This is a genomic window from Dyadobacter sp. CECT 9275, assembly GCF_907164905.1.
Lineage (GTDB): Bacteria > Bacteroidota > Bacteroidia > Cytophagales > Spirosomataceae > Dyadobacter > Dyadobacter helix.
The window spans coordinates 1,286,898-1,310,617 of record NZ_CAJRAF010000001.1; the positions used below are offsets into that span (position 1 = coordinate 1,286,898).

At 45.3% G+C, this 23,720-nt stretch carries 21 protein-coding genes; 7 read left to right on the forward strand and 14 right to left on the reverse strand.

Annotation, left to right across the window (positions count from 1 at the left end):
- Window positions 1–15: 15 nt before the first annotated feature.
- Genes KOE27_RS05265 through KOE27_RS05275 form a run of 3 tightly spaced genes read left to right on the forward strand, consistent with a single transcriptional unit; the run spans window position 16 to window position 2,450 of the window.
- The gene (locus KOE27_RS05265; protein ID WP_310590057.1) at window positions 16–627 is read left to right on the forward strand and encodes an HPP family protein; all 612 of its coding nucleotides are present in this window, start codon (window positions 16–18) and stop codon (window positions 625–627) included.
- Window positions 620–1,882 carry a chloride channel protein gene (locus KOE27_RS05270; protein WP_215237780.1) on the forward strand — a complete coding sequence of 421 codons (1,263 nt, stop codon included), beginning with the start codon at window positions 620–622 and terminating at the stop codon, window positions 1,880–1,882. Before KOE27_RS05265 ends, KOE27_RS05270 begins: the two co-directional genes overlap by 8 nt.
- Entirely contained in the window at window positions 1,869–2,450 is a 582-nt protein-coding gene (locus tag KOE27_RS05275; RefSeq protein WP_215237781.1) for a GNAT family N-acetyltransferase, read from the forward strand. The genes KOE27_RS05270 and KOE27_RS05275 overlap by 14 nt, the downstream gene beginning before the upstream one ends.
- Window positions 2,451–2,502: 52 nt before the next feature.
- Here KOE27_RS05275 and KOE27_RS05280 read toward each other — a convergent pair whose 3' ends face one another.
- The 3 genes from KOE27_RS05280 to KOE27_RS05290 form a co-directional block, all read right to left on the reverse strand.
- The gene (locus KOE27_RS05280) at window positions 2,503–3,027 is read right to left on the reverse strand and encodes a ferritin (RefSeq protein ID WP_215237782.1); all 525 of its coding nucleotides are present in this window, start codon (window positions 3,025–3,027) and stop codon (window positions 2,503–2,505) included.
- A 113-nt stretch (window positions 3,028–3,140) separates the two neighbouring features.
- Complete coding sequence (locus KOE27_RS05285; RefSeq protein WP_229252652.1) at window positions 3,141–3,488, reverse strand: hypothetical protein; 348 nt, start codon at window positions 3,486–3,488, stop codon at window positions 3,141–3,143.
- 144 nt (window positions 3,489–3,632) lie between these two features.
- Window positions 3,633–5,306, reverse strand: a complete 1,674-nt coding sequence (locus KOE27_RS05290) for a glutamine--tRNA ligase/YqeY domain fusion protein (RefSeq protein ID WP_215237783.1) — start codon at window positions 5,304–5,306, stop codon at window positions 3,633–3,635.
- A 106-nt stretch (window positions 5,307–5,412) separates the two neighbouring features.
- Between KOE27_RS05290 and truA the strand changes: the two genes are divergently transcribed.
- A complete protein-coding gene (gene truA, locus KOE27_RS05295; RefSeq protein WP_215237784.1) occupies window positions 5,413–6,174 on the forward strand; it encodes a tRNA pseudouridine(38-40) synthase TruA in 762 nt (253 codons plus the stop codon).
- Window positions 6,175–6,197: 23 nt separating this feature from the next.
- Here truA and KOE27_RS05300 read toward each other — a convergent pair whose 3' ends face one another.
- The 4 genes from KOE27_RS05300 to KOE27_RS05315 all read right to left on the reverse strand — a co-directional run bounded on the left by KOE27_RS05300 (window position 6,198) and on the right by KOE27_RS05315 (window position 12,718).
- On the reverse strand, window positions 6,198–7,799 hold the full coding sequence (locus KOE27_RS05300) for an aldehyde dehydrogenase (NADP(+)) (RefSeq protein ID WP_215237785.1): 1,602 nt from the start codon (window positions 7,797–7,799) through the stop codon (window positions 6,198–6,200).
- Window positions 7,800–7,945: 146 nt separating this feature from the next.
- Window positions 7,946–8,908, reverse strand: coding sequence for an AAA family ATPase (locus tag KOE27_RS05305; RefSeq protein ID WP_215237786.1), 963 nt, complete (start codon window positions 8,906–8,908; stop codon window positions 7,946–7,948).
- 55 nt (window positions 8,909–8,963) lie between these two features.
- Window positions 8,964–10,334: a peptidylprolyl isomerase gene (locus KOE27_RS05310; RefSeq protein WP_215237787.1), complete on the reverse strand. Its 1,371-nt coding sequence runs from the start codon at window positions 10,332–10,334 to the stop codon at window positions 8,964–8,966.
- Between the two features lie 86 nt (window positions 10,335–10,420).
- Window positions 10,421–12,718: a peptidylprolyl isomerase gene (locus KOE27_RS05315; protein WP_215237788.1), complete on the reverse strand. Its 2,298-nt coding sequence runs from the start codon at window positions 12,716–12,718 to the stop codon at window positions 10,421–10,423.
- A gap of 327 nt (window positions 12,719–13,045) precedes the next feature.
- Between KOE27_RS05315 and KOE27_RS05320 the strand changes: the two genes are divergently transcribed.
- A complete protein-coding gene (locus KOE27_RS05320) occupies window positions 13,046–13,537 on the forward strand; it encodes a hypothetical protein (RefSeq protein WP_215237789.1) in 492 nt (163 codons plus the stop codon).
- Here KOE27_RS05320 and aqpZ read toward each other — a convergent pair whose 3' ends face one another.
- The 6 genes from aqpZ to KOE27_RS05350 form a co-directional block, all read right to left on the reverse strand.
- Window positions 13,538–14,218, reverse strand: a complete 681-nt coding sequence (gene aqpZ, locus KOE27_RS05325; protein WP_215237790.1) for an aquaporin Z — start codon at window positions 14,216–14,218, stop codon at window positions 13,538–13,540.
- Window positions 14,219–14,372: 154 nt separating this feature from the next.
- Window positions 14,373–14,762: an SMU1112c/YaeR family gloxylase I-like metalloprotein gene (gene gloA2 / locus KOE27_RS05330; protein WP_215237791.1), complete on the reverse strand. Its 390-nt coding sequence runs from the start codon at window positions 14,760–14,762 to the stop codon at window positions 14,373–14,375.
- Between the two features lie 84 nt (window positions 14,763–14,846).
- Window positions 14,847–16,034 (reverse strand): acyltransferase family protein, encoded by a 1,188-nt coding sequence (locus tag KOE27_RS05335; RefSeq protein ID WP_255573693.1) that lies wholly within the window; start codon window positions 16,032–16,034, stop codon window positions 14,847–14,849.
- A 144-nt stretch (window positions 16,035–16,178) separates the two neighbouring features.
- Complete coding sequence (locus KOE27_RS05340) at window positions 16,179–17,897, reverse strand: GMC oxidoreductase (protein WP_215237792.1); 1,719 nt, start codon at window positions 17,895–17,897, stop codon at window positions 16,179–16,181.
- A 54-nt stretch (window positions 17,898–17,951) separates the two neighbouring features.
- Complete coding sequence (locus KOE27_RS05345) at window positions 17,952–18,551, reverse strand: gluconate 2-dehydrogenase subunit 3 family protein (protein ID WP_215237793.1); 600 nt, start codon at window positions 18,549–18,551, stop codon at window positions 17,952–17,954.
- 235 nt (window positions 18,552–18,786) lie between these two features.
- The gene (locus KOE27_RS05350) at window positions 18,787–19,842 is read right to left on the reverse strand and encodes an acyl transferase (protein WP_215237794.1); all 1,056 of its coding nucleotides are present in this window, start codon (window positions 19,840–19,842) and stop codon (window positions 18,787–18,789) included.
- 189 nt (window positions 19,843–20,031) lie between these two features.
- On the opposite strand from KOE27_RS05350, the gene KOE27_RS05355 reads away from it, so the two are divergent.
- Window positions 20,032–20,559, forward strand: coding sequence for a hypothetical protein (locus tag KOE27_RS05355; RefSeq protein ID WP_215237795.1), 528 nt, complete (start codon window positions 20,032–20,034; stop codon window positions 20,557–20,559).
- 56 nt (window positions 20,560–20,615) lie between these two features.
- Here the strand turns inward: KOE27_RS05355 and KOE27_RS05360 are convergent, their stop codons facing one another.
- On the reverse strand, window positions 20,616–21,827 hold the full coding sequence (locus KOE27_RS05360) for a sensor histidine kinase (protein ID WP_229252653.1): 1,212 nt from the start codon (window positions 21,825–21,827) through the stop codon (window positions 20,616–20,618).
- A 358-nt stretch (window positions 21,828–22,185) separates the two neighbouring features.
- Between KOE27_RS05360 and hemA the strand changes: the two genes are divergently transcribed.
- On the forward strand, window positions 22,186–23,445 hold the full coding sequence (gene hemA, locus KOE27_RS05365) for a glutamyl-tRNA reductase (protein WP_215237797.1): 1,260 nt from the start codon (window positions 22,186–22,188) through the stop codon (window positions 23,443–23,445).
- Window positions 23,446–23,720 lie beyond the last annotated feature (275 nt).

Consider the following 23,720-nt stretch of genomic DNA (forward strand, 5'->3'; position numbering starts at 1 on the left):
AATGGTGGGTTTATAGTGAGACAAAGAATAAAACGCAATGCACGGCTGGTCCGTTACGTAATTTACAAAGAGACGCTTGTTGATTTTAAAGATCATTTCTGGACTTTTATAGGGTCATTTCTGGGTATCGGAATCATAGGATATCTCAATCGCGAAAATTTTGCAGCTAACGACAATCTCTTTCTGATCGGTTCTTTTGGAGCCTCTTCGGTGCTCATCTATGGCATTGTGAACAGTCCGCTCGCCCAGCCACGTAATTTGATCGGCGGGCATCTGGTTTGCGCAATCATTGGTGTAAGTATCCATTATCTGATTCCGGGGCAGATCTGGCTGGCGTCTGCTTTTTCGGTTTCGCTTTCCATCGTTGCCATGCAGATCACCAAAACGCTTCATCCGCCTGGCGGGGCCACGGCACTGATTGCAAATATCGGCTCCGAAAAAATTACCAGCCTGGGATACTGGTACGTTGTAAGTCCGGTACTTTCAGGCGTTTTGATTTTACTGCTGGTCGCCATATTGATTAATAATGTTGCAGCACACAGGAAGTATCCCGCCAGAAAGGATTGGTATAAAATATGGCAGCGCAGGAGAAAACGAAGGTTTACAACAACACGTCATAATGGTTAATAAGAATACGTATCATAGAACAAAGAAACAGCGGGTGGTGGCGGTAATACTGGCCGCAGTGGTTATTGGGATTATATCGGCGCTCATTGCAGATACTTTAAAGGTTGTTACCGAACATTACGAGCATTTGCTGGCAGGAAAGGCGGCCGATCATAAATATCTGCTCTTTCTTTTTCCGGCGGCAGGTTTCGTGATCATTCATTTGCTGCGCGAACTTTTATTAAGGAATAAACCCAACAAGGGGATCAGGGAGGTAATGGATGCCTTGGAGAAAAAGGGAAAGGCTTTGCCTGCTTACAAAATACCTTCTCATTATTTCAATGGTTTTCTCACGGTGATATTCGGCGGATCAACCGGTATCGAAGTATCCACGGTAGTGGCCACGGCGGCATTGGGAGGACTTCCCGAGCGAAAAGCGGGATTTCTTAAAAATCACAGGGCTGATCTTACCTGTGCAGGCCTGGCTGCGGGTGTAACCGCTTTGTTTAATGCTCCGCTGGCCGGGCTGTTTTTTGCCCTGGAGGTTTTTCTGAAGAAGAGAAGCAAGTTATATATTGCCTGTCTGGTGGCAGCAGTGACCTCGTCTCATCTGGTGACGAAGTATTTCTTCTATGTTCCTGTTTTCCATTTTAAGGTATTATTCTGGCGTTATGAAGCATTGCCTTTTTTCGTCCTGGTAGGGGTTTTTGCTGGAATTAATGCGGTATACCTGTCAAAAAGCGTGATTGGGGTGAAGCAGCTTTTTGCGAAAGCCGCAAGTCTGCCCCGCCAGATTCTTTATGGTTCGCTTGCAGTGTCGGTACTGCTGTTTTTCTCTCCCACGCTTTATGGCGAAGGCTATGCCGGTATAAACCAGATAGCCGGTATCAACAGCATTTCTGGCCTGTCTATGATATTGCCGTTGCTGGCGGCAATGCTCTTGAAGCCTATTGCTACTTCGGCTACTTTGGGGGTTGGGGGAGACGGCGGTGTTTTTGCGCCCAGCCTTTTTATTGGTGCCTTTTTAGGACTTATTTCCGCCTTAACCTTAAATTACTTCTTTCATCTTGATCTGATGCCGGTTAATTTTATCCTGATCGGTATGGCTGCTGTGCTGAGTGGGTGTATCCACGCACCATTTACGGCTGTTTTTCTCACCTGCGCCATCGCAGACAACTTCGTTCTGCTGTTGCCATTATTGCTCGCTTGTTTCATTTCCAAATTTGTTGCGAAACTGATTTTCCGGGATAACGTGTATACGTATGGACGAAGCTGAAGGCCGTCTTCCGGATATGGGTTTAACTCCCTTTCCCGTTCTCAGTACGAGGCGATTGAACGTCCGTCGGCTTGTAGATGAGGATGCAGAAGCTGTTTACTGGCTGCGGAGCAATCAGGAAGCGATGAAATACATTGGTAAACCAGTTTTAAAGTCGTTCCAGGAGGCGCGTATCCTGATTGCCGGTTTTGACAAAATTATTGATACGAATGCTGGCCTTGTATGGGGAATTGATGACATAGAAACCGGCAGATTGCTGGGGACCATCAGTTATCACAAGATTGACTGGGCAACCGGTCGGGCGGAAATTGGTTATATAATCCACCCCCGCCATTGGGGAAAAGGGTATGTTTCGGAAGTTTTGGATGAAGTTATCATCTTTGGCTTTTCAAAACTTGGTCTGAAAAGTATCGCGGCTGTGGTGGAGGTTGATAATCATGCCTCTGTTAAGGTATTACTGAGACAAGGTTTTGAAAAGGAGGGTATCGTGAAGGAAGACTTGAATAATGAGGGCAGCTCTTGCTGTATTCAGGTATATACGTTAGAAAGACCCCATTTCTCGTTATAAAAAACAAAAAGCCGTGTTTTGCACGGCTTTTTACTACTGTTTACATAACAGGTTATTCATCGCTGCCAATTTTGGCAATGGCTTTGTCTATCTGATACAATCCTGTTCCGGCTTCGCCGATTACGTCAAAAAGCTCAAGAGCACGGCGTGCATTATCTTCCTCTTCAATTTGCTCAGTTACAAACCATTGCAGGAAATTTTCAGTAGCATAATCTTCTTCTTTTCTGCTGGCGGTTACCAGTCTGTTGATGGAGTGAGTTACGCTGATCTCACTTTGCAGGGCAGCCTCGAATACGCTTCTGAAAGAAGCAAATTCCTGCCTTACAGCGGGAACTTCCGGAGAAACGGCAGTTCCGCCAACGGTCATTATATAGTTGAAAATTTTGAGCATGTGCACGCGCTCTTCATTGGATTGTTTCATGAAGTAACCAGCGCTGTTCCTGAAACCGTTACGGTCGCACCAGGATGCCATAGCAAGGTATTTGGAAGATGCTTCCGCTTCCATTTTGATCTGGCTGTTCAATAATATTTCTATTTCCTCTTTAAGGGAAGTACGTTGTCTGAGTAGATCTTTCATGGGTGTAATATTTTTTTGTACACATTGATAAGTGCAAATATTACAGGAAAGTTCGTGAGAACAAGCCCCTGAATGAAATTTGGAATTGGTCTAAAAGGAAGGAAATGAGCTATTTAGATTAATTCTGATTCCTGATAAAGGACTTCATGCAGGAGAGAATTCAGCTCGATTGCGAAATGGGTACCATTCACAAGTTCACGTAACTGGATCAACTCACAGAGTGTGAGTTTTTGATAGATGTTAAGCCGTGGCGCTTCAATGAACTGGTAGTCAGATTCGTCGGAAAGATCGAATATTTTACTGCGGATATCAATATTATTAATGACCCGGCGGAAATTCAGAAAATCCTGAATTTTGAAAGAGGCTTCCATTTCACCAAAACGGATGAAAATTCTGGAAGTAGTATCGCATTGAAAACTCAAACCTTTTGAAGTACTGAATAACTCATTCAACGAATTCACTGCACGCCGTTGTTAATGTGATTAGAATTGTACTGCAAAGATAAGGGTGGAAATTTTCTCAGACAAGTTTATTTAAAAACATTCTAAGTATATATAATAAAAAGTCCGGCTACACATTAACCGGACTTTTTCGGGGTGGGGCAATTATTTTTCTGTTGCTTTGGCCCAGGTATCTCTCAGGGTTACGGTTCTGTTAAAAACCAGTTTTTCAGGAATACTATCCTTATCTTTTGCAAAATATCCTTTTCTGAGAAACTGAAAAGATTCTCCTTCCACAGCTTCTGTGAGCGCAGGTTCTGCATAGCCGGTAATGACATGAAGTGAGTCCGGGTTGAGGTACTCCTTAAAATCGCCTTCCTGATTGGAGGCATCTTCCACGGAAAACAAGCGGTCGTAAAGCCTTACCTCAACAGGAACGGAGTAGTTTACGGAAACCCAGTGGAGGGTTCCCTTTACATTGATACCCGTGGTATCCTGGCCACTTTTACTGTTTTCTATGAAGGAACACCTTACCTCGGTTATTTCTCCGTTTCCGTCTTTCACAAAATCATCACACTGGATAATATAGGCACCTTTCAGACGTACCATTTTGCCTGGGGCGAGGCGGAAATATTTTTTGGACGGCGTTTCCATAAAATCTTCCTTCTCTATATAAATCTCTCTGGTGAACGGAATTTCCCTGTTACCGGCAGCGATATCTTCCGGGTTGTTTTCGCTATGGCACATCTCCGAAATCCCTTCGGGGAAATTGGTGATTACCACTTTCAGCGGATCCAGGACAACCATACGGCGTAGGGCCTTTTTATTCAGATCTTCCCGTACACAGAATTCAAGAAGTCCTACATCAATCATATTTTCGCGACGTGCCACACCAATCCGTTCACAAAAATCACGGATGCTTTCCGGGGTATATCCTCTTCTTCGCAGGCCGCTGATGGTAGGCATACGGGGGTCGTCCCATCCGCTCACATGGCCTTCCTGAACAAGTTGTAACAATTTACGCTTGCTGGTTACGGTATAATTAAGGTTACGCCGGGCAAATTCATATTGGTGCGACGGGTAAATAGCCAGCTGTGCGATCAGCCAGTCGTAAAGTTCACGGTGCGGGACGAATTCCAGGGTGCATATAGAGTGCGTTACGGTTTCGATGGCGTCGCTTTGGCCGTGTGCAAAATCGTACATCGGGTAAATGCACCATTTATTGCCTGTCCGGTGGTGATGCGCATGTTTGATCCTGTAGAGAATTGGGTCCCGCATGAGCATATTCTGATGTGCCATATCAATTTTGGCGCGCAGGGTTCTGCTTCCGTCCGGGAACTCTCCGAGTTTCATTCTCTCAAAAAGAGTTAAATTTTCTTCAACAGAACGGCTCCGGTAGGGGCTATCTTTCCCGGGTTCGGTGGGTGTTCCTTTCAAAGCGGCAATTTCTTCCGAAGTTGAATCGTCCACGTATGCCAGGCCTGATTGGATCAGTTTGATGGCATAACCGTACAGTGTGTCAAAATAATCGGAAGCATAAAGTTCATTTTTCCACTCGAAACCCATCCAGCGGATATCATTTTTGATGCTCTCCACATATTCCGTATCTTCTGTAACGGGATTGGTGTCATCAAACCGCAGATTCGTATAACCCGGATATTTGTTTGTCAGACCAAAATTAAGGCAGATGCTGGAGGCATGCCCGATGTGCAGATAACCGTTGGGCTCCGGCGGGAAACGCGTGATGATACTTGTGTACTTTCCTGCTTTTAAATCGGATTCAATGATTTCTTCAATAAAATTCAGGCTCTTCTCTTCTTTTTTCTCTTCCGTAATCATACTTAACCGCAAATAATTAGAATTCAAAGTTAATGCACTTCACATGAATATCCGCAATCTGCGATCGTAAATCGAAAATCAGTTTTCTTTCTGTTAATTTTGCCGGATGCGTTATTTTATTGAATTCAGTTATAAGGGTACGGCTTACAACGGCTGGCAAAAACAGAAGAACTCACTGGGTATCCAGGAAATTCTGGAGGATGCGTTTGGCAAAGTTTTGCGCCAGCCGGTTGAAATTACCGGAAGCAGTCGTACAGACGCGGGTGTGCATGCGGAACAGCAATTTGCACATTTTGATACTGAGCTGCCCATCGTAGCACCGGATTTACTTGTCCATAGTATTAACGGGATGATACCCAGGGACATTGCGGTAAAAAGCATCAGAGCTGTAAATAAAGAGCTGAATTCCAGGTTTGCAGCGACACACCGACGATACGAGTACCGTATAATAAAGAATAAAAATCCTTTTCTCATCAACGAAGCATACCTTTTAAGAGGCGACCTTGACGTAGTCAGCATGAATGCAGCAGCTGGTTTTTTGCTGGGGCTCCATGACTTTGAAAGTTTTAGCAAGATTCATACCGAAGTCAATCATTTCAGATGCACGGTCAGTACTGCCGAATGGACTATTCTGAACGATAAACTGATTTTTAAGATACAGGCCAACCGGTTTTTACGCGGGATGGTGCGGGCAATAGTAGGTACACTTCTGGAAGTGGGCAGAGGCAAGAGAACCGTAGAGGGTTTTAAAGAGGTACTTCAGGCCAGAGACCGAAAAGCCGCCGGTCCCCAGGCTCCCGCCGAAGGGCTTTTTCTGGTGGAAGTAGGATACCCGGCTGCTATTTTCAACGAGTCTGTCCAGGCTTGAGATTTAAGGCCCATCCCTGTTTTTTACGGTTGAATGGTATCTCTGGTTTCCTTATTGTTTACCAGGCGCATGATGCCTAGCGGATTTTCATTTTTAAGTTCATCGGGTAACAGATCGTTGTCCCAGCCCTGGTAGGATTGCGGACGTACAAACCGGAGAATAGAATGCCTTCCGACAGATGTAAACTTTGCATCACTGGAAGCAGGAAACGGGCCGCCATGGTGCATGGAAGGACAAACCTCAACGCCCGTTGGTACACCACGGATGATTACCCTGCCCGAAATCCGGGATAAATTTTGAAACAAAGCGGTATGCCTGCGGATTTCTTCCGATTCACCCATGACGGAAGTTGTCAGCTGGCCTTTAAGTTGAGATATGGCGAGGGATAACTCTGCTGCATCATCGCAAACCACCAGCAGTGAAAAAGGCCCGAAAACCTCTTCCTGAAGTTTGGGGTTTTCGATGAATTCTCTCCCGGATACCTTTGCCACCGACGCCTGAGACTGGGTTTTGCTTTCAGAAGTCCGACCGGAAAGGGCTAGTTCCGTTACACCAGATTGTTGGAGAATATCGTCTCTCAAATGATAAAAATTCCTGCAGATACCAGCCGTCAGCATCGTAGCGGACTCTGTTTTGAGTATTTCTTCACTATAAGTTTTCTCAAAAGTTTCAAGTCCATCCGAATTGGTAACAAACACCAGGCCCGGATTGGTGCAGAACTGTCCAGCCCCCAGCGTGACAGACGCCGCAAGCGTATGGGCCAGATTTTCAGCATTCGATTTTAAGTACTCCGGCAATATAATTATTGGATTAACACTTCCCATTTCGGCAAACACGGGAATGGGTTCCTCGCGTTCCTGTGCCATTTTGTAAAGTGCCATCCCGCCTTTGAAGGAGCCCGTAAAGCCCACCGCTTTGGTATAGGGGTGTTTTACGAGGCTTGCTCCCACTTCAAATCCATCGTCATATAACATAGAAAAAACGCCATCGGGCATACCTGTTCTTTTTGCCGCTTTAACCACAGCCTGAGCCGTAAGATCACTTACGCCGGGGTGTGCGGCATGTGCCTTTACAATGAGCGGATTTCCGGCTGCCAGGGCAGGGCCGGTGTCCACACCGGCGACCGAATAGGCAAAAGGAAAATTACTGGACCCGAAAACAACAACCGGCCCGATAGGCACCAGCATTTTCCGAAGATCCGGTTTTGGCGCGGGAAGACGGTCGGGGATAGGGGTGTCTATGCTCGCTTCCACCCAGGAGCCTTCCCGGAGGAGATCAGCAAACTGGGTAAGTTGGGTAATTGTGCGTGCCCTTTCTCCCGCCAGGCGCACGGCAGGCAGCCCGGTTTCCAGGCTGGCACGTTCCAGTAATTCATCACCCAGGGCCAGTATTTCTTCGGTAATGGCCATTAGGAAATTTGCTCTTTGAGGAGGGGGGATGTATGCATATTCCAGGAAAGCCTTTTGCGCCAGTTCCATGGTACGCATTACTTCACCCGGCGAGGCCGCGTGGAAATCATCTTTTAAATATGCATCATCGACGGGTACATAAGCTTTAAAGGTATATGGATTTTCAGCCGAAAGTGAATAACCGATATAATTTTTACCCTGAATGACTGTTGACATACTTTTGCAGTTTTTGGTTAATATCTGATACCCGGTTCGAAAATAACAGGCGAAGGATAAACTAAGATATAAATGGGTTTATAACTAAAAGAATTTGTGCCGGAACGACACAAATTCTTCACACCTGTTAAGTTTATGATGTCCTGTCAGAGCAGTCGTCTGATCAACTGATCAACTGAAATGCCTTCTGCTTCTGCTTTGAAATTTCTGATAATCCTGTGGCGAAGAACGGGTAAGGCCACTGCCTTTACATCTTCAATATCCGGTGAATACTTTCCTGAAAGCAAAGCATTACATTTCGCGGCGAGTATCAGCGACTGAGAGGCTCGGGGCCCTGCTCCCCATTCCAGATAATCATTGGTTTCTTTTATCGCCAGTTCAGAAGATGGCCTGGTTTTGTGTACCAGTTTTACGGCATATTCGATCACGTGATCCGTCACCGGAACCCGGCGTACCAGATTCTGAAAATCCATAATTTCCTGGGCACTAATGATTTCCCTTACCTGGTATCTCCGGTCGCTTGTCGTACTTCTTACGATCGTGACTTCTTCCTGATAGGAGGGATAATCGAGCTGGATCATAAACATAAAACGATCAAGCTGTGCTTCAGGAAGTGGGTAGGTACCTTCCTGCTCGATCGGGTTTTGAGTGGCCAGAACAAAAAATGGTTTTTCCAGCAAATGTTTGGAACCTGATATGGTAACAGAATACTCCTGCATGGCTTCCAGCAATGCCGACTGCGTTTTGGGCGGAGTACGGTTAATTTCGTCGGCCAGGATAATATTGGCAAAAACCGGCCCTCTGATAAACTTAAAATTCCGGTTCTGGTCCAGTGTTTCAGATCCCAGGATATCGGAAGGCATGAGGTCAGGCGTGAATTGAATCCTGTTGAATTTAAGATCGAGAGAAGAAGCAATCGTCTGAATGAGCAGTGTTTTGGCAAGTCCCGGAACGCCTACAAGCAAGCAATGTCCCTGACAAAATATGGCAGTCAGTAAACTTTTTACAACTTCATCCTGTCCCACAATCACTTGCCCAATTTCACTGCGGATTTTATCATAGGCTATTTTCATAGCTCCGGCAGCTTCTACGTCCGATGAATAATTCACAATTTCAGATGGTTATCAATGTACGTTACTTATTCTCAGCGAAGTAATCTGGTTATTATAAGTCGTCATCCTTGACGAGTCCCAGCACCTTACAATTTTTATATTCAGGTTCAATACTGATGAAAACATCTCCCTGCGCTTTTTTGAACCATTCTTCAAGTGCATTATTCCTTTTATTACTTAATACGATCTGAGCAAGTTTTTCGTAGTCGTCTTTGAGGTTGGCAGTATGGGGTTCTGATTTACTCTTATACCACAGAATGCGCATGGCGCTTCTTCCGTCTTCGGTACGGTACGAAATCGGTTTGCTGATTTGCCCCACTTTCATGGTATCTATGGCGAAATAAAGAGCCGGATCCATTGAAGCATCCAGGGTTAGCCTGCCCACGCCGGTGCTTCTATCCTGTATAAGCCCGCCAGTTTCAGCGGTTTCTTTATCCTCGGAATTGTCCAGCGCTGCTTTGGCGAAACTCAGTGTGTCGCTTTGAATGAGTGCTCTCAGGCTGTCCAGTGTCCGGAGGGCGCTAGTCATGTCGGTACCTTTATTATAGTCCGGACGAAGCAGGATGTGGCGTGCATGGTATTCAGCCCCACGGGTTTCAATGAGTTTGATCAGGTGAAAGCCAAATTGTGATTCGACAATACCTGACATTTCCCCAGGTTTCAGAGCCAGAGCGGCACCTTCAAATTCGGGCACCATGGCACCCCGTTTGGCAAAGCCGAGATCACCGCCGTTTTTGGCAGAGCCAAGGTCTTCTGAATATATCTGTGCAAGCATCATAAAATCTTCACCCTTTTCAGCGCGCGCTTTCAGGTCCTGCAACTGTTGCCTGAGTTTTTCTTTCTGTTCTCTGGTTACAGTACCCAGTCTTACGATATGGCCTATTTCTACCTCAGAAGGGATATACGGTAAACTATCCTTGGGGATTCCGTTAAAAAATCTGGCTACCTCTTTGGGGGTGATTTTTTCACTCTCAGAGATGGTGTGCTGCATTTTTTCAACGATCTTCTGATCCTTTACCTGCTGACGAAGTTCTGCTTTAAGATTGTCAACACTTTTGCCATAGGCTTCAACAATGTTTTTTTCCGAACCAAACCGCTGGATCATGTATCCCATTTTGGCATCAAGTTCCGCATCAACGTCTTTGTCTTCCACCAGTACTGAGTCAATTTCAGCTTTGGCCAGCAGCATTTTGTTGATGATCAGCGACTCTAGCAACTGGCATTTTTCGGGTGCGCGTTGGCCCTGAGAAACATAGGAATTGTACATTTCCTCCAGCTCGGAATTGAGAATATAGTGGTTGTCCACCCGGGCAATTATCTTGTCCAGACTTACTCCTTTCTGCCCCTGCCCATTACTGTAAAGGCTTAAGCCTAACACTAAAACGGCCAGCAGGTTAAACGCAATTGACTTATTTATGTTCATTTTTTTTCTGATAGTTCCCTATTGATATCTTTACTCCTGATCAGTAGCCGGTGTTGCAAGCCGCCAACCAAAATGCTAAAGTACGGTTATGGCTTTATTTTTTCTAATTCTTCCTGATTCACTTTAACAGGAAATTGTTCTTTCAGTTTTGAGAGCCATTGCTTTTCAAGCTCTTTCTGGTAATCATTAATCACACTCCCACGCGCCTCACTAAACTTTTTGTTACGTGCGGGCTCTATTTTCTGTATTTCTATGGATCTCAACGCAGCATTTTCGTCTTTGAGAATTTGCACTCCGGGTTCCCATTTAGCCCCTTTCAGGAGAGGGTTGCTCTGAGAAAAATAGCCATCCTGGATGGTAACGGTTCCGGGATTGAAAGAATTATAAACTTTCTCTACATCTTTTTTAGACTGGCTGAAAAACTGAAAGCTTATCCTTCTGTTGCGTTGGGCTTCACCGGATGGCCTGAAAGAGCCGTAATCCTTTTCAATGATCCTTTCCAAAGGTATGTTCTTCGTAATCAGGTATTTGATCACATTTCTGATTCTCGCCGAAGACGTCGTTTCCGGTTCCTGGGCAGAGCGGTATCCTGCTACTTCAACAAGGTAATCGGGATTCTTGTCCATGATTATGTTCAAATCAAAAAGAGCCTCGTTGTGTTCTGGTGTAATATCTGCTTTTCCCTCAGGAAACAAAAGCTCTGCTGATTTCCTTTCCAGTTTATAGGGGGCCTGTGCAAGTGTTTTTTGGATGGCGTTCAACGTCTGCGTATCTGGAGCAGCTATGACAGTTGCCAGGGCACGCTCGGGAAACCGGTATTTCGATGGGTTTTTCTGATATTGCGCCATCTGTCCGGAGGAGTCGGATAGAGAACGCTGCCATACTTTTTCTTCCATAACCTGCGAGAGCAGCACTCCTTCTCTGATTTCATTCATCAATGTTTTGAATTCAGGACTTGTTTCTTCAAGATGCTCTTTTTCATAAGCCTTCAGACGGTCAGTAAGGTATTCATTATAATATCTTTTGAAAACAACGGTCGGTGAAGACCCTTTCGGTCTGGGCTGTTGCCTGCGTTTTACATCATTCAGAAACGCCAGGGCATCGTAAGGCTTGCTGTTGATAGAAAACAAATTAATTCCGGCCCAGTCGGTAGAAACCGGCTTCATGTAATCCCATTTGCCGGTCAGCAGGGTACTGTCGGCAAGGGGCAGTAATTTGTTCCATTGCTCAGGATATTCGATGGGTTTGAGTTGATCGGTCAGTCGTTTTGCATGGGCCTGTTCCAGCACTTTCCCTCGTGAATCGGTAACCACTTTCTGACGAAGTGATCCGGCCATATTCTGATAAGTCTCGAGGCCTCTTTTTTCAATGAGTTTTATAATATGCCAGCCATAGATGGTTTTCAGGGGTTTGGAATAAGCATTCACCTTTGGCAAGGAAAATGCAGCTTCCTCGATTTCGGGTACCATCTGGCCTATGCCAAAAATGGGTAGTATACCCTGGTTACGCTTGGATTGTGTGTCATCCGAATATGCCGAAACCACACTTTCCCAGGTGTCGCCATTCTGGATTTTTTGGTAGGCTTCCAGGATTTTGGTTCTTGCCAGGTCTTTTTTTGATGGAGAATCAGCGGTATCCGATGCGATCATAATGTGTGCAATCTGCACCAGTCCGCGATTCGCCCTCTTATCAGTTACCTTGATGAGATGATAGCCGTGCCTTGTTCTGACTGGCTGAGAGATTTTGCCGGTCGGAAGGTTATATGCAGCGTTTTCAAAAGGGTATAACATTTGAAACGCCGTGAAATATCCAAGGTTACCTCTGTTGCTTTTTGCGGTTTTGTCTTTGGAAAAGCGGGAAGCCATTTCTTCAAAGTCCGCACCTTCTTCCAATCTTCCTCGAAGTGTAACGGCTGCATTGTAGGCTTCCAGGGTATCCGAAGGGGAGGCATCCTCCGGTACGGCGATCAGGATATGGGATGCTTTGACTTCCTGTTTTAACCTGTTGTATGCTTCAATAGCCAGCTTTTCAACCATTGCCTTATCTACCAGAAAGTTCTTTGCCAACTGTTCGTGATAGGACTTTATCTCCTCTCTGAAGTCGGTGACGGTATCCCTTCCTTCTGACTTTGCATTCAGCACTTTCAGCTTTTGGTCTGTATACAACACCAGGTACTCAGCGGGGGTGAGGGCCTGGCTGGAATCTGAGGCAAACTTGTTTTTTTCGTAGGAATCTTTGAACTCGGCGGGTGAAAATTTCTGCCCACCGATTTCAACAAGCGCGGGGGTGCCACTGCTGACAATCTGTTTGGTTGGGGCTGGTTTTTTACAGGAATTAAAAAGAAGCAGGGCGAATGATAAAAAGATATACTGGTATTTACGCATAATGCTCAGGTTATAAAGTAACCTGCCGGTCTATATCACGGCGGGTAATAAATGGCAAAGTTAGAGTCTTTCGGGTTAGTTAAAAAATATAACGTAAAAGGGTGTGTGATTTGGTATACATCCCATTCATTCCCAGTTCCCCAGCTGTATGGCATTTTTGCCACAGGAAGTCAGGTGAAAGTTGTCTGTGTTGAAAGTTGAAATATTTTTTTAGCAACAGAAATGGGTTTTATATCAATATACAAAGAGTGGTTACATAATCAGTGATTTTGTAATCTTTCGGGCACAATTTTTATACTTAGAGCGGAAAATAAACAGGAGACGGAAATGGCAACGGAAGAAGAAAAAGCAGGAGATTTTACCGCGAAGATCAGCTCGCTCTGGAAGGAGCAGAAGATCAGGGAACTGTTGTATTTGAAAGCATTGAAAAAGGACGGTATGGGGCCGTTAAGACGAATGTTGTCGCAGGGGCATTTCAGTGCGGTGCTTTTTCAGCGGGAGATAGGCTGGATTTATGATTACTTCAAATGTTTTCTGACGGATCAGGATCTCGGCGCAAATGAAACGGATTCCGAAAATTCACTGGTACTGAACGACTTTGACAGTCTGAACGGGCAAGAGCAGGTAGCGGGATTTCTGAAAAGAAAGGAAGAAGCGGTGCTCAATTCTTACCGGTCTGTATACAACCGTCTTGAATTTGACACGGAAACAGGAAGGGTATTAAAGGAACATTTGGACAGGATTACTGAATTTTGTGAAATCCTGTCCAAACAGGAAGACAGATCCGGCAGAGTCTGGAAAATGAAGGTTTCCGCCTGATCAATCCTGTGTTGAAAACACTTTATAAACGATGCCGGCTACTGCCGCACCTGCAACAGGGGCAACTACAAAAACCCAAAGCTGGGAAATAGCCCATCCACCTACGAACAGTGCCTGGCTGATACTACGGGCCGGGTTTACTGAGGTGTTTGTTACCGGAATACTGACCAGATGAATAAGGGTAAGCGCCAGGCCAATGGCCAGGCCTGCAAAACCCGGTGACGCTTTTTTGTCGGTTGAACCAAGAATGACCAGCAGGAAAACGAAAGTCATAACAAATTCGGTTAACAAAGCGGCTTCCATATTATACTTGCCGGGGGAGTGGTCGCCATATCCGTTAGCCGCAAAATCACCCAGTATGCTGCCATTGCCGGTTGCAATGATGGAGAGTACCAGTGCTCCGGTGATTGCCCCCAAAATCTGAGAGATGATGTAAGGTATCAGTTCCTGAGCGGAAAAACGCCCACCTACCCACAAACCGACTGACACCGCAGGATTTAAATGTGCCCCGGAGATATGGCCCAGAGAATAAGCAATGGTTACCACGGTTAATCCAAAAGCCAGAGAAACCCCCAGTAGTCCGATTCCAACGCCGGGGAATCCAGCTGCAAGAACCGCACTGCCGCAACCGCCCAGTACCAGCCAAAAGGTACCGATGAATTCTGCCAAATACTTTTTCATGATAAGCTGTTTTAGTGTGTGTGATCAAAGCTTTCCCAATAGACGCAGAATACCACCGGGTGGTCACCCATTATTTAAAGGAACAGCTACAAATTAGAGTCGGTGCCGTAATCCCGAATGAGGTTTCCTAAGGTTATGGTATTACAGGCTGCTTTTAAACTTCATAAAGCTCTATGGGCAGATTATCGGGATCAGAGAAGAAAGTGAATTTTTTGCCGGTAAACTCATCTGTGCGCACGGGTTCGGCAACAATTCCTTTGTTATGCAGAGCGTCAATGGCCAGTGTAATATCATCCACTTTAAAGGCGATATGGCGCAGCCCGCAGGCTTCAGGACGAGAAGACCTGGCGGGTGGTTCAGGAAAGGAAAACAGTTCGATGCAGTAGTCGCCGTTCAGGGAAAGATCCAGTTTATAGGATCGGCGTGCTTCCCGGAAAACCTCTCGATCAATGGAAAACCCAAGTATTTCAGTATAAAACTGTTTGGATTTTTGATAGTCTGAACAGATAATGGCTATGTGGTGTACGGATTTAAGAAATGTCATGATGGCATTATATTTAAGTTGAATCAAATATAATGCCATTTTGAGATTCCCTATCAAAACCAGATACCTCCTGTTCGTTCTGCCTTAAATCCGGATGAAAAGTTTTTTGGTATACATCCACCGTAGAATGAGCCATTCTACAAGAAGGATTACGGTACCACTGACCAGGGTGCGGTAGGGTAAGCCAAAAATGGTATCGTACTGCGGACTGATGTTGATACGGAACGATTGGTCAATGAAGCTATCGATGGTATGTGCAATGATGTATGCTGCGATTGAATTGGTGCCGATCACAACAAGCGGGTAAAACCATTTCTGATTCTGTTTGACATCCACTAAAAAATAAAATATACCCAGAAACAGAAAGCACCAGCCGCCACTGAACAATGTCCAGGCCGGAGTCCATATTCTCTTGACGATCGGGTTTATTCCCAGAATATCCAAAGCCAGGGCAGTGACGAAAAGAATGGCAGAGGTGATCATCACTCTTTTGATAAACCAACCGGAACTGGGGGTACTTCTGAGCCATTGACCGGCGATGAGTCCCAGTATCATGGTGCCCAGGGTGGGTATAAAACTCAAGGTACTGTATCCCCCTCCATTAAACCGAAATACGTTTTCTCTTGGGAAAATATTCATAAACCACCGGTCAAACGCCCAGGCAGCATTTGTGTTTTTGTTCCAGTGCGCGGCAAATCCTTTGAGGTGGTGTGGCCAGTCTGCCGTGACACCGGTTTCTGTCCAGTCGAAATACAAGCCTGGCAGCGGATAAAGCGCAAAAAACAGCCAATAGCCTATTAATATAACAGACAGTGCAATCCATTGTGTTCTTTTTCCGGCAAAGCCCAGGGCAAACAGAAAAGGGTATCCCAGCCCTATTTGGGTAAGCGTGTCTTCAAAAGTAAAATTGGTTTGCGTGCTGTGCATGGATCTCAGAAAGATACCCAGCAAAATCAGGATCAGCGATCTTCTGATGGTGTGAAACCACATCATTTGCCTGCTTTGCTGTTTGGTGGCCCGGCTTGCCACTGAATAGGGGAGGGCAACGCCTACAAGAAACGAAAACGAGGGCTGAATAAGATCATGAAGTGAGCAGCCAACCCAGTCAACATGACTTTGATGCCAGTCCAGCAAAGCCCAGAAGGAACTTTCGGGCAGCGCTTTGGATACCGCTCCGAAACGGAGGACTTCTCCCATCATCAGTAACATAACGAAGCCACGGTAGGCATCAACGGAAATAACCCGTTGGGGAATTGCAGGTAGATCTTTCAAAAGCTTCAATGTTTGAGGTGGCGTGGGCGGATTATATTATCAAGTACAGTCATACTTTTAAAATGTACTATTTTGTGAAAAGAAAAAACCCCGCCGGATTTACCCTGCGAGGCTTTCATGCATGTTAAGAAAATGATTTTATCACTATAAATTCATTTTTTTTAGCTCTTTCACGGCAAAGTCTGCGGCGCGGGCAGTGAAGGCCATGTAAGTAAGTGAAGGATTTACACAGGATGCGGATGTCATGAAGGCACCGTCCGTAACAAACACATTTTCAGCACCCCAGACCTGATTGTTTTTGTTGAGGACCGATGTTTTCGGGTCGTTACCCATGCGGGCGGTACCCATTTCGTGTATGCCTATTCCCGGGTGTTTGGTTTCGTCGTTGTAGGGCGAAACGTTTTTGAATCCGGAGGCTTCGAGCATTTCCACGGCATCGTTCATCATATCCTTACGCATTTTTTTCTCGTTGTCGCCATAAGCCGCGTCAAAAACAACGATGGGTAACCCCCATTTATCTTTCTTGGTAGGATGGAAGGTAAACCTGTTTTTTTCATCCGGGATCATTTCACCAAATCCCTGCAGGTTCATAGTCCATCCTCCTGGTTGTGATATTTCCGTTTTAAAGTCCGCTCCGAAGCCATCTTTTCCCACACCACGTCCCCAGCTCTCCCGGCTTGCACCTCCCTGGTAACCAAAACCACGGATGTAATCACGCTTGTCAGAACCCCAGTTACGGTACCTAGGAACGTAAATTCCGTTGGCGCGGCGCCCGAAATAATACTTATCCTCAAACCCTGGTACCTCGGCTCTGGCACCCACGGCCAGATGGTGATCCATGATGTTACGCCCAAGCTGGTCACTGTCGTTACCCAGGCCGTTGGGGAAGCGTTTGGATTTTGAGTTCATCAAAATGGAAGCAGAGGCAATGGCCGAAGCATTCATGAAAATAATTCTTGCGAAATACTCTTTGACTTCCAACGTATTCTGGTTGATGGTTCTCACGCCTGTTACTTTTCCAAGCTTGTCGTCATAGATCACTTCCGATACAATGGTGTCAGGTATCAAAGTAAGGTTTCCGGTTTTCTGTGCGGCCGGGAGTGTTGACGACTGGGTACTGAAATAAGCTCCGTAAGGACATCCCCGCATACACATGTTACGGAACTGGCATGCGGCCCGGCCGAGTTCGGTATGGAATGCCTGCGGCTGCGTTAGATGAGCGGCACGGCCCATAATAATATGGCGGCCTGCAAACTTCTTTTCCACTTCGGCTTTAACATGTTTTTCAACGCAGTTCATCTGCATGGGGGGCAGAAAATGGCCGTCGGGTAAAACATCCAGTCCCTCCCGGGATCCGCTGATACCTGCAAATTTTTCGACATAGTCGTACCAGGGTGCAATATCATTATAACGCACCGGCCAGTCCACACCGATTCCGTCCTGGGCATTGGCCTCAAAATCTCTCGGGTTCAGGCGATAGCTCTGGCGTCCCCATAAAAGAGACCGGCCTCCCACGTGATAGGCTCTGATCCAGTCAAAGCCGCGGGTTTCTTCGTAGGGATTCTCTTTGTCGTTTTCAAACAGGTACCGGTGTTCCTCATTGGCTGTATAGCCAGTTCGCATACCCGCCCAGTATTGTTCCTTGGCCATTGTGGTCACTCTTCCCCGGTGCTCAAATTCCCAAGGTGCTAACGTGGCCGTTTTGTAGTCCACAATATGTTTAATGTCTCGGCCTCGTTCCAGCATCAGTACTTTTAATCCCTTTTCGGTCAGTTCTTTGGCTGCCCATCCGCCACTGATCCCGGAACCAACCACGATTGCATCAAAGGTGGTTGGTTTAGCTGCTTTAATATTTAAGTTCATTGTGAATAATTTTCAGGTTAGAATTCATACCACTGCTGCATCTCGTCTGATGGCTTACATCGCCCATGCTTTCTGCCCGGGTTTGTAATCAATACAACCGTCATAGCGCCCGGGAACCGGAACATAATCAAGTGCTTGCGTGGCTCCTGCCTCGGACGTGAAGTATCCCAGCAAGGTAAGTTCTTTCATGAGGCGGAAGAAAGGAACGTGCGCTTCTGAATATTCCTTTCCGGCTTCGGTGTACTTTTTCTTTTCGTCTGCTGCTTTGGCTATCTCTTCCTTAGCGGATGCCTCCATTTCTTTCAGGATTTTCGTCTGCTCATCCGGACTTACTTTCATAAAATCCTTCTTTTCAAGCTCTTTCAGGCCCTGGTTGAAACCATCCTGATCTTTTGCCGCGTAACAATCTTTCAGCATCTTTTCAATAAAATCGCCCACCTTAGCATCTTTTGCCCCGGGCGTATCCGTTTTGGGTATTATGATTTCCGCTACTTCCGATACCAGACTTTTTCGCTCAGCTGTGAATGGGAAAGAAAGGGCAGAAGCAGACTCATCGGCAGATTTACAGCCTTCCAGAAAGGCGATCATGGTAGGTGCAGACAGGGTGCCCCCCATCAAAAGCGCCACACGGCCAAGTGCATCACGTCTTTTCATCTTAATGTGCTTACGGTAGGTTAATGATATAATTGTATTAATTTAAATAAAATAAATACAATTTGAATAGAACGGTCTAATTTAGGAAATATTCCTTTCTGCGGATTGTTAGAAAGGTTCTATATAGTGAACAAGACGATATGATTTTGATAATCAATTGATTATAGCATTAAAATGGAATTAATTTTAGAAGGGTTTTGAATGCAGGAATAACAAGCCCGGAGATGGGAAATGGTTACAAAATCATCAGGTTACAGCCCCGGATATCGGAGTTGTCGAACCGGCCCATCACGTAAAACGAATTTGCATCGTTTCCGTATCTTCCCAGGTCCTGGGTTTCGACAAAGGAGCAGGTATCCAGGTTGGCCAGATCAATCACGTTAATGCCACCAGTTTTGTTGGAGGAGATATTTTGGTCATGTACAGAGAAAGGATCGTTGATATCCCGCAGTAAAACCCTCATGGTTTTACCAGGCACAAACAATCCGTCGCCTGAAGAGTATCCCTGGGATAATAATTCCGTCATCCCATATTCCGAATGAATTTTTGATACTCCAAAAGCGGACGTAAGTAAGTCATGAACTTCCTCTCTTAGCATTTCGCGTCTGCGGCCCTTCATGCCACCGGTGTCCATTACCGTGAGCTGCGGGAGTCCTTTTAGAAATTCAAGACGATCTCTGTTTTCAGCAAGATCCAGTAATGCAAAAGTTACACCCAGCAGGAGGATTTGTTTGCCATCGGGGTGGTCTTTGAGATACCGGAGGCGGGTCAGTAATTCCTGGGTATCATGGAGGTAAAAACCAGAATATTCCGAGCCACTTTCCTTAATAAAATGATCCATCATATACACCAGCGATGAATTGTTTCGTTCAAGGTACGAAGGCAGCAGCGCAAGGATATGGAAGTTTTTGAGCGGGCCATAATGCGCTTCAAAAATGCGGACGGAAATAGCTTCATAAAGGGCAGCATCATGCAGATGATGACGACTGGTGTTGGAGCCCGTAGTTCCGCTGCTTTCAAAAATGACCTGTGAAACAGGCGGCTGGCCGGTCCTGATGGTATGTTGTTTGAAAAGCTGTATAGGGAGAAAAGGGATTTCAGTCAGCCGCCTGACCTTGTCAATGCCGGTATTCAGATACAACAGAAATTCACGGTAAACAGCGTTGTACTTCGCCTGAAAGCGGAAGATATCCAAAGCAAGCGGATTAAAATCCTCGTGTTCAATTTGGAGGATTCTCTGCCTTAGGGTTGTCCGTTGTTCGGAGTATATTTTGTTGTTTGGTATTTCCAATACTGTTACTTTCGTAAGAATATGACAAAGGTAAACCGGCAAAGGCACAATGCGAAGCAAAGTCGTTATTTAGTAAACCGGTTGGCTGGTTGCGGAATGCGCGATAGCAAATTTTAAAATATAATTGCGCAGGTATTGCATCGTAAATCTATTAGTCCATAAATTGTTTAATATTAATTTTTGCAAGAAATGAAGTTAAATATCTGCTTATTTTTTATAAGTGCTGTGGTGCTGGCAAGCTGCGTGGATATTCCTGATTATGACAATACCCCTAAAATTTATTATAATGGGGTTGATCACTACACTGAAACGGATGAGAGCACTGGTCAGCGAAAGGAAACCGTGATCATTACCATTGATTTTGAGGATGGCGATGGAGATTTGGGGGCCTCACCGGCAGAAATCTCGAACCCAGACTTTAAGGCACCGTATGGTTCATGGGGTAATTATGAACTTGTAACTGCCAGAAAAAATATTGACGGTACCTGGTCGGAATCCATTCTGGCGTTAGACCAGGAGAAATGGATGCCTATTCTTAAACCAGACGGAAAACCGGGCCCTATCAAAGGAAAGCTGGATTTGAATACCGGTGGTAACCCTTATACCAATTCTACGGTGCCAATCACTTTTAAGTTTAAGGTAAGGATCAGAGACAGGGCGCTTCGTGTAAGCAACCAGATTGAAACAGATACTGTAATCCTTCCGGGTTATCGTTGAGAATCAACTTTTTGTACGGCATCAGCGGGTATATTGTCATGTACCTGCTGCTATGTTTATACCTTTTTCAGCTCTTCCTCTCCAATAATCTTCGCATTCAGAATTATCCTGAAGGTAGTTCCCTTGCCAATCTCGGAACTTTTAACGAAGACCTTGCCCGAGTGGTAGTTTTCGATGATCCGCTTGGCAAGGGTAAGCCCCAAGCCCCAGCCACGTTTTTTGGTACTGAAGCCCGGGTTGAAGATTTTGTTCATATTGGCTTTGCTCATCCCTTTTCCCGAATCCGAAATATCGATCCGTATCTCCTTAGTGAGCGGTGGTGATTGCAGTATTACGTTTATTTCTCCCACACCTGCCATGGCGTCAACGGCATTTTTACAGATATTCTCAATTACCCACTCAAAGAGATTTTTGTTCATTAATACGGTTTGTCCGTTCGCCAGTTCGTTGGAAACATAAAATTTCACTTTGGAGGAAACCCGTTTTTCAAGGTACGAAATGAAATTGCTGACGACGTCGGCCACTACTTCTTCCTTCATGGTGGGTACGGAGCCAATGTTGGAAAACCTGGTGGTAATCATTTCCAGGCGGATCACATCCTTTTCTATTTCCTCAGCGATAGAAGGATCAATTGATGGCTCGGACCGGAAGTATTCCACCCATGCCATGAGCGAAGAAAGCGGTGTGCCCAACTGGTGGGCCGTTTCTTTCGCAAGCCCTACCCAAACCCTGTTCTGTTCTGCCTTGCGTGCTGAACTAAATGCCAGGTAAGCCAGGTAACCTATGAACAGCATCACAAAAAGGGAGATGAAAGGATACAGCCGGAGTTGTGTAAGCAGAAACGAATTGCTGTAATAGATATACCCCTTGCCCAAGCCGGTTATTTCAACCGGGATAGCCGGGTGCTCCTGCTTCATTTTGGCCAGGCTTTTGTTTACGATATCCTCCTGCTCTTTTCTGGAGCTGTTCTTAGGGAATTTCATATTGATCTTTTCCTGAGGAAAGCCGTTCTGGTCAACATATATCGCCGGGATCTGGTAGAAATTGACAGCATCTTCTATCACTTCCATGACCACTGTAAAATTTTCTCCCGGCTGGCTGTTAATGGCATACTGCAGACTTTTTGCATACAGACGGACTTCTCTTTCTTCCCTTTCTTCCAGCTTGTCTACCAGATAATTGGTGTAAAACAAAGAGCCGATGCTCAGAAAAAGCAGGATAATGGCAATTACATATTTAAACAGGCTTTTCTGCTCGTAGGTATCCATGAAAGAACGCCTGAGTTTCTGACTGTTTAAAAGTGCCACAGGATGTAATCTGAAGCGCGGCTTTTTTTTCGGGGTTGCGGTAACCATGCAGGTCGGAGGCACATTTTGGCCCGTAAAATTGTTTACTCCTACAAATAACGTAAAATATTCAAGGTTAGTGGGGCCTTAAGCAAATGTGTGTTTCATGAATCAGGAAAATAACTGACTTTCGTCATAATCTGACCCGTATTGTCGTCGGAAATTTACATGACAAAAGGCTGCTTTATTTATATGATTTCTAAATAAGTGAGCTTCGTTTTGATTGGGTTCTTAATCTGAATATTGTGAAGTACTTTTGTAAATCGAATCGGAAATAGTGATGTACAATCAGTTCAAATCAGTTAGTTTATCGCATAAGAAGGCCCCTGTTGACATCAGGGAACAGCTTGCGTTGACTGAGGAAGGTGCCAAGGGCATCATGATTAAGTTAAAGGACTTCTTTGACATTGCCGATGTGCTGGTGGTTTCGACCTGTAACAGAACAGAAATCTATTATTCGGCAGCGGATGACCTGAATGGCCAGATTGTGAAGCTGTTACTCCTGGAAAAAGGGGTTACCGATATCCCTCGCTTCCTTCCTTATTTTGAATTATTTTCTTCCGGAGAGTCTGCCGTCAAACATTTGTTTGAAGTTGCTACGGGCCTGCATTCGCAGGTGGTAGGCGATATGCAGATTCCGAACCAGATTAAACATGCCTATCAATGGTCTGCTGATCTGAACATGGCGGGACCTTTCCTGCACAGACTATTACATACTATTTTCTTTGCCAATAAAAGAGTAGCGCAGGAAACATTTTTCCGGGACGGAGCAGCGTCGGTTTCTTATGCTGCCGTGGAGTTACTGGAAGGCCTGATGCCCAATCCCAAGATACTCATTGCAGGTTTGGGTGAAATTGGCTCAGACGTCTGCCGTAACCTGGCTGAAAAGGAAGGTGCTGATGTTACGCTGGTGAACAGAACCAAAAGCAGGTCCGAAAAACTTTCGCAGGAGCTGGGTTTCCGTTTTGCCGAGGTCGAGGATATAGAAACAGAAATTTCAAGAGCTGATATCATCATTACTTCCATCGCCGCCGACAAGCCTTTCTTTACCAAAGAGATGATGGTTCGGCTGCGCGGCATGTCTTTCAAATATTTTATTGATCTTTCGGTACCCCGCAGTGTTTCTCCGGAAGTGGAAGAAATTCCCGGAGTGATGTTGTATACCATTGATTCCATCCGTTCACGGGCAGATGAGGCTTTGAACCGCCGTATGGATGCTGTGCCGCATGTCAGGGAGATCATTGAAGAAGCTGTTACTGAATTTAATGACTGGTCAAGAGAAATGATTGTATCTCCGACCATTCAGAAACTGAAAGGTGCCCTGGAGAGTATCAGAAAAGAGGAATTAACACGATTTACCAAAAGTTTGTCGGAAAGTGAGCTTGAAAAAGTAGACAGGATCACGGCAAGCATGATGCAGAAAATATTAAAACTTCCGGTTTTGCAGTTAAAAGCAGCTTGCAAAAGAGGAGAAGCAGAAACTCTGATTGATGTTTTGAACGATCTTTTCAATCTGGAAAAACAGAAAGAAAGTCACTGATATTCACTATGGCGTATGACTACCCGGTAGGATTTATTCTTATCGGGTTTTTTTATGAGCATACAAAAAAGAGCGATAAACCTTTGGTTTACGCTCTAAGCATTACCTTACCCTCCACAATAGTCTTTAATATCTATATATTACTAATGGACCGTTTCGCTAGCTGCAGCATATCGTCCTCATTAGTTGTTGTTCTACTTGTCGTTTATCTAACCTGTTGTTTTCGAGGTACCGCTACACATTCCAACAAATCGGGGTTATACCATCGCTTGTAT

Bases quoted from the DNA above. Each gene is read 5' to 3' on its own strand.
- KOE27_RS05270 (WP_215237780.1), top strand. From the start codon at position 620: ATGGTTAATAAGAATACGTATCATAGAACAAAGAAACAGCGGGTGGTG.
- KOE27_RS05275 (WP_215237781.1), top strand. From the start codon at position 1,869: ATGGACGAAGCTGAAGGCCGTCTTCCGGATATGGGTTTAACTCCCTTT.
- KOE27_RS05280 (WP_215237782.1), bottom strand. From the start codon at position 3,027: ATGAAAGATCTACTCAGACAACGTACTTCCCTTAAAGAGGAAATAGAA.
- KOE27_RS05290 (WP_215237783.1), bottom strand. From the start codon at position 5,306: ATGATTACGGAAGAGAAAAAAGAAGAGAAGAGCCTGAATTTTATTGAA.
- truA (WP_215237784.1), top strand. From the start codon at position 5,413: ATGCGTTATTTTATTGAATTCAGTTATAAGGGTACGGCTTACAACGGC.
- KOE27_RS05300 (WP_215237785.1), bottom strand. From the start codon at position 7,799: ATGTCAACAGTCATTCAGGGTAAAAATTATATCGGTTATTCACTTTCG.
- KOE27_RS05310 (WP_215237787.1), bottom strand. From the start codon at position 10,334: ATGAACATAAATAAGTCAATTGCGTTTAACCTGCTGGCCGTTTTAGTG.
- KOE27_RS05315 (WP_215237788.1), bottom strand. From the start codon at position 12,718: ATGCGTAAATACCAGTATATCTTTTTATCATTCGCCCTGCTTCTTTTT.
- KOE27_RS05320 (WP_215237789.1), top strand. From the start codon at position 13,046: ATGGCAACGGAAGAAGAAAAAGCAGGAGATTTTACCGCGAAGATCAGC.
- aqpZ (WP_215237790.1), bottom strand. From the start codon at position 14,218: ATGAAAAAGTATTTGGCAGAATTCATCGGTACCTTTTGGCTGGTACTG.
- gloA2 (WP_215237791.1), bottom strand. From the start codon at position 14,762: ATGACATTTCTTAAATCCGTACACCACATAGCCATTATCTGTTCAGAC.
- KOE27_RS05340 (WP_215237792.1), bottom strand. From the start codon at position 17,897: ATGAACTTAAATATTAAAGCAGCTAAACCAACCACCTTTGATGCAATC.
- KOE27_RS05345 (WP_215237793.1), bottom strand. From the start codon at position 18,551: ATGAAAAGACGTGATGCACTTGGCCGTGTGGCGCTTTTGATGGGGGGC.
- KOE27_RS05355 (WP_215237795.1), top strand. From the start codon at position 20,032: ATGAAGTTAAATATCTGCTTATTTTTTATAAGTGCTGTGGTGCTGGCA.
- KOE27_RS05360 (WP_229252653.1), bottom strand. From the start codon at position 21,827: ATGGATACCTACGAGCAGAAAAGCCTGTTTAAATATGTAATTGCCATT.
- hemA (WP_215237797.1), top strand. From the start codon at position 22,186: ATGTACAATCAGTTCAAATCAGTTAGTTTATCGCATAAGAAGGCCCCT.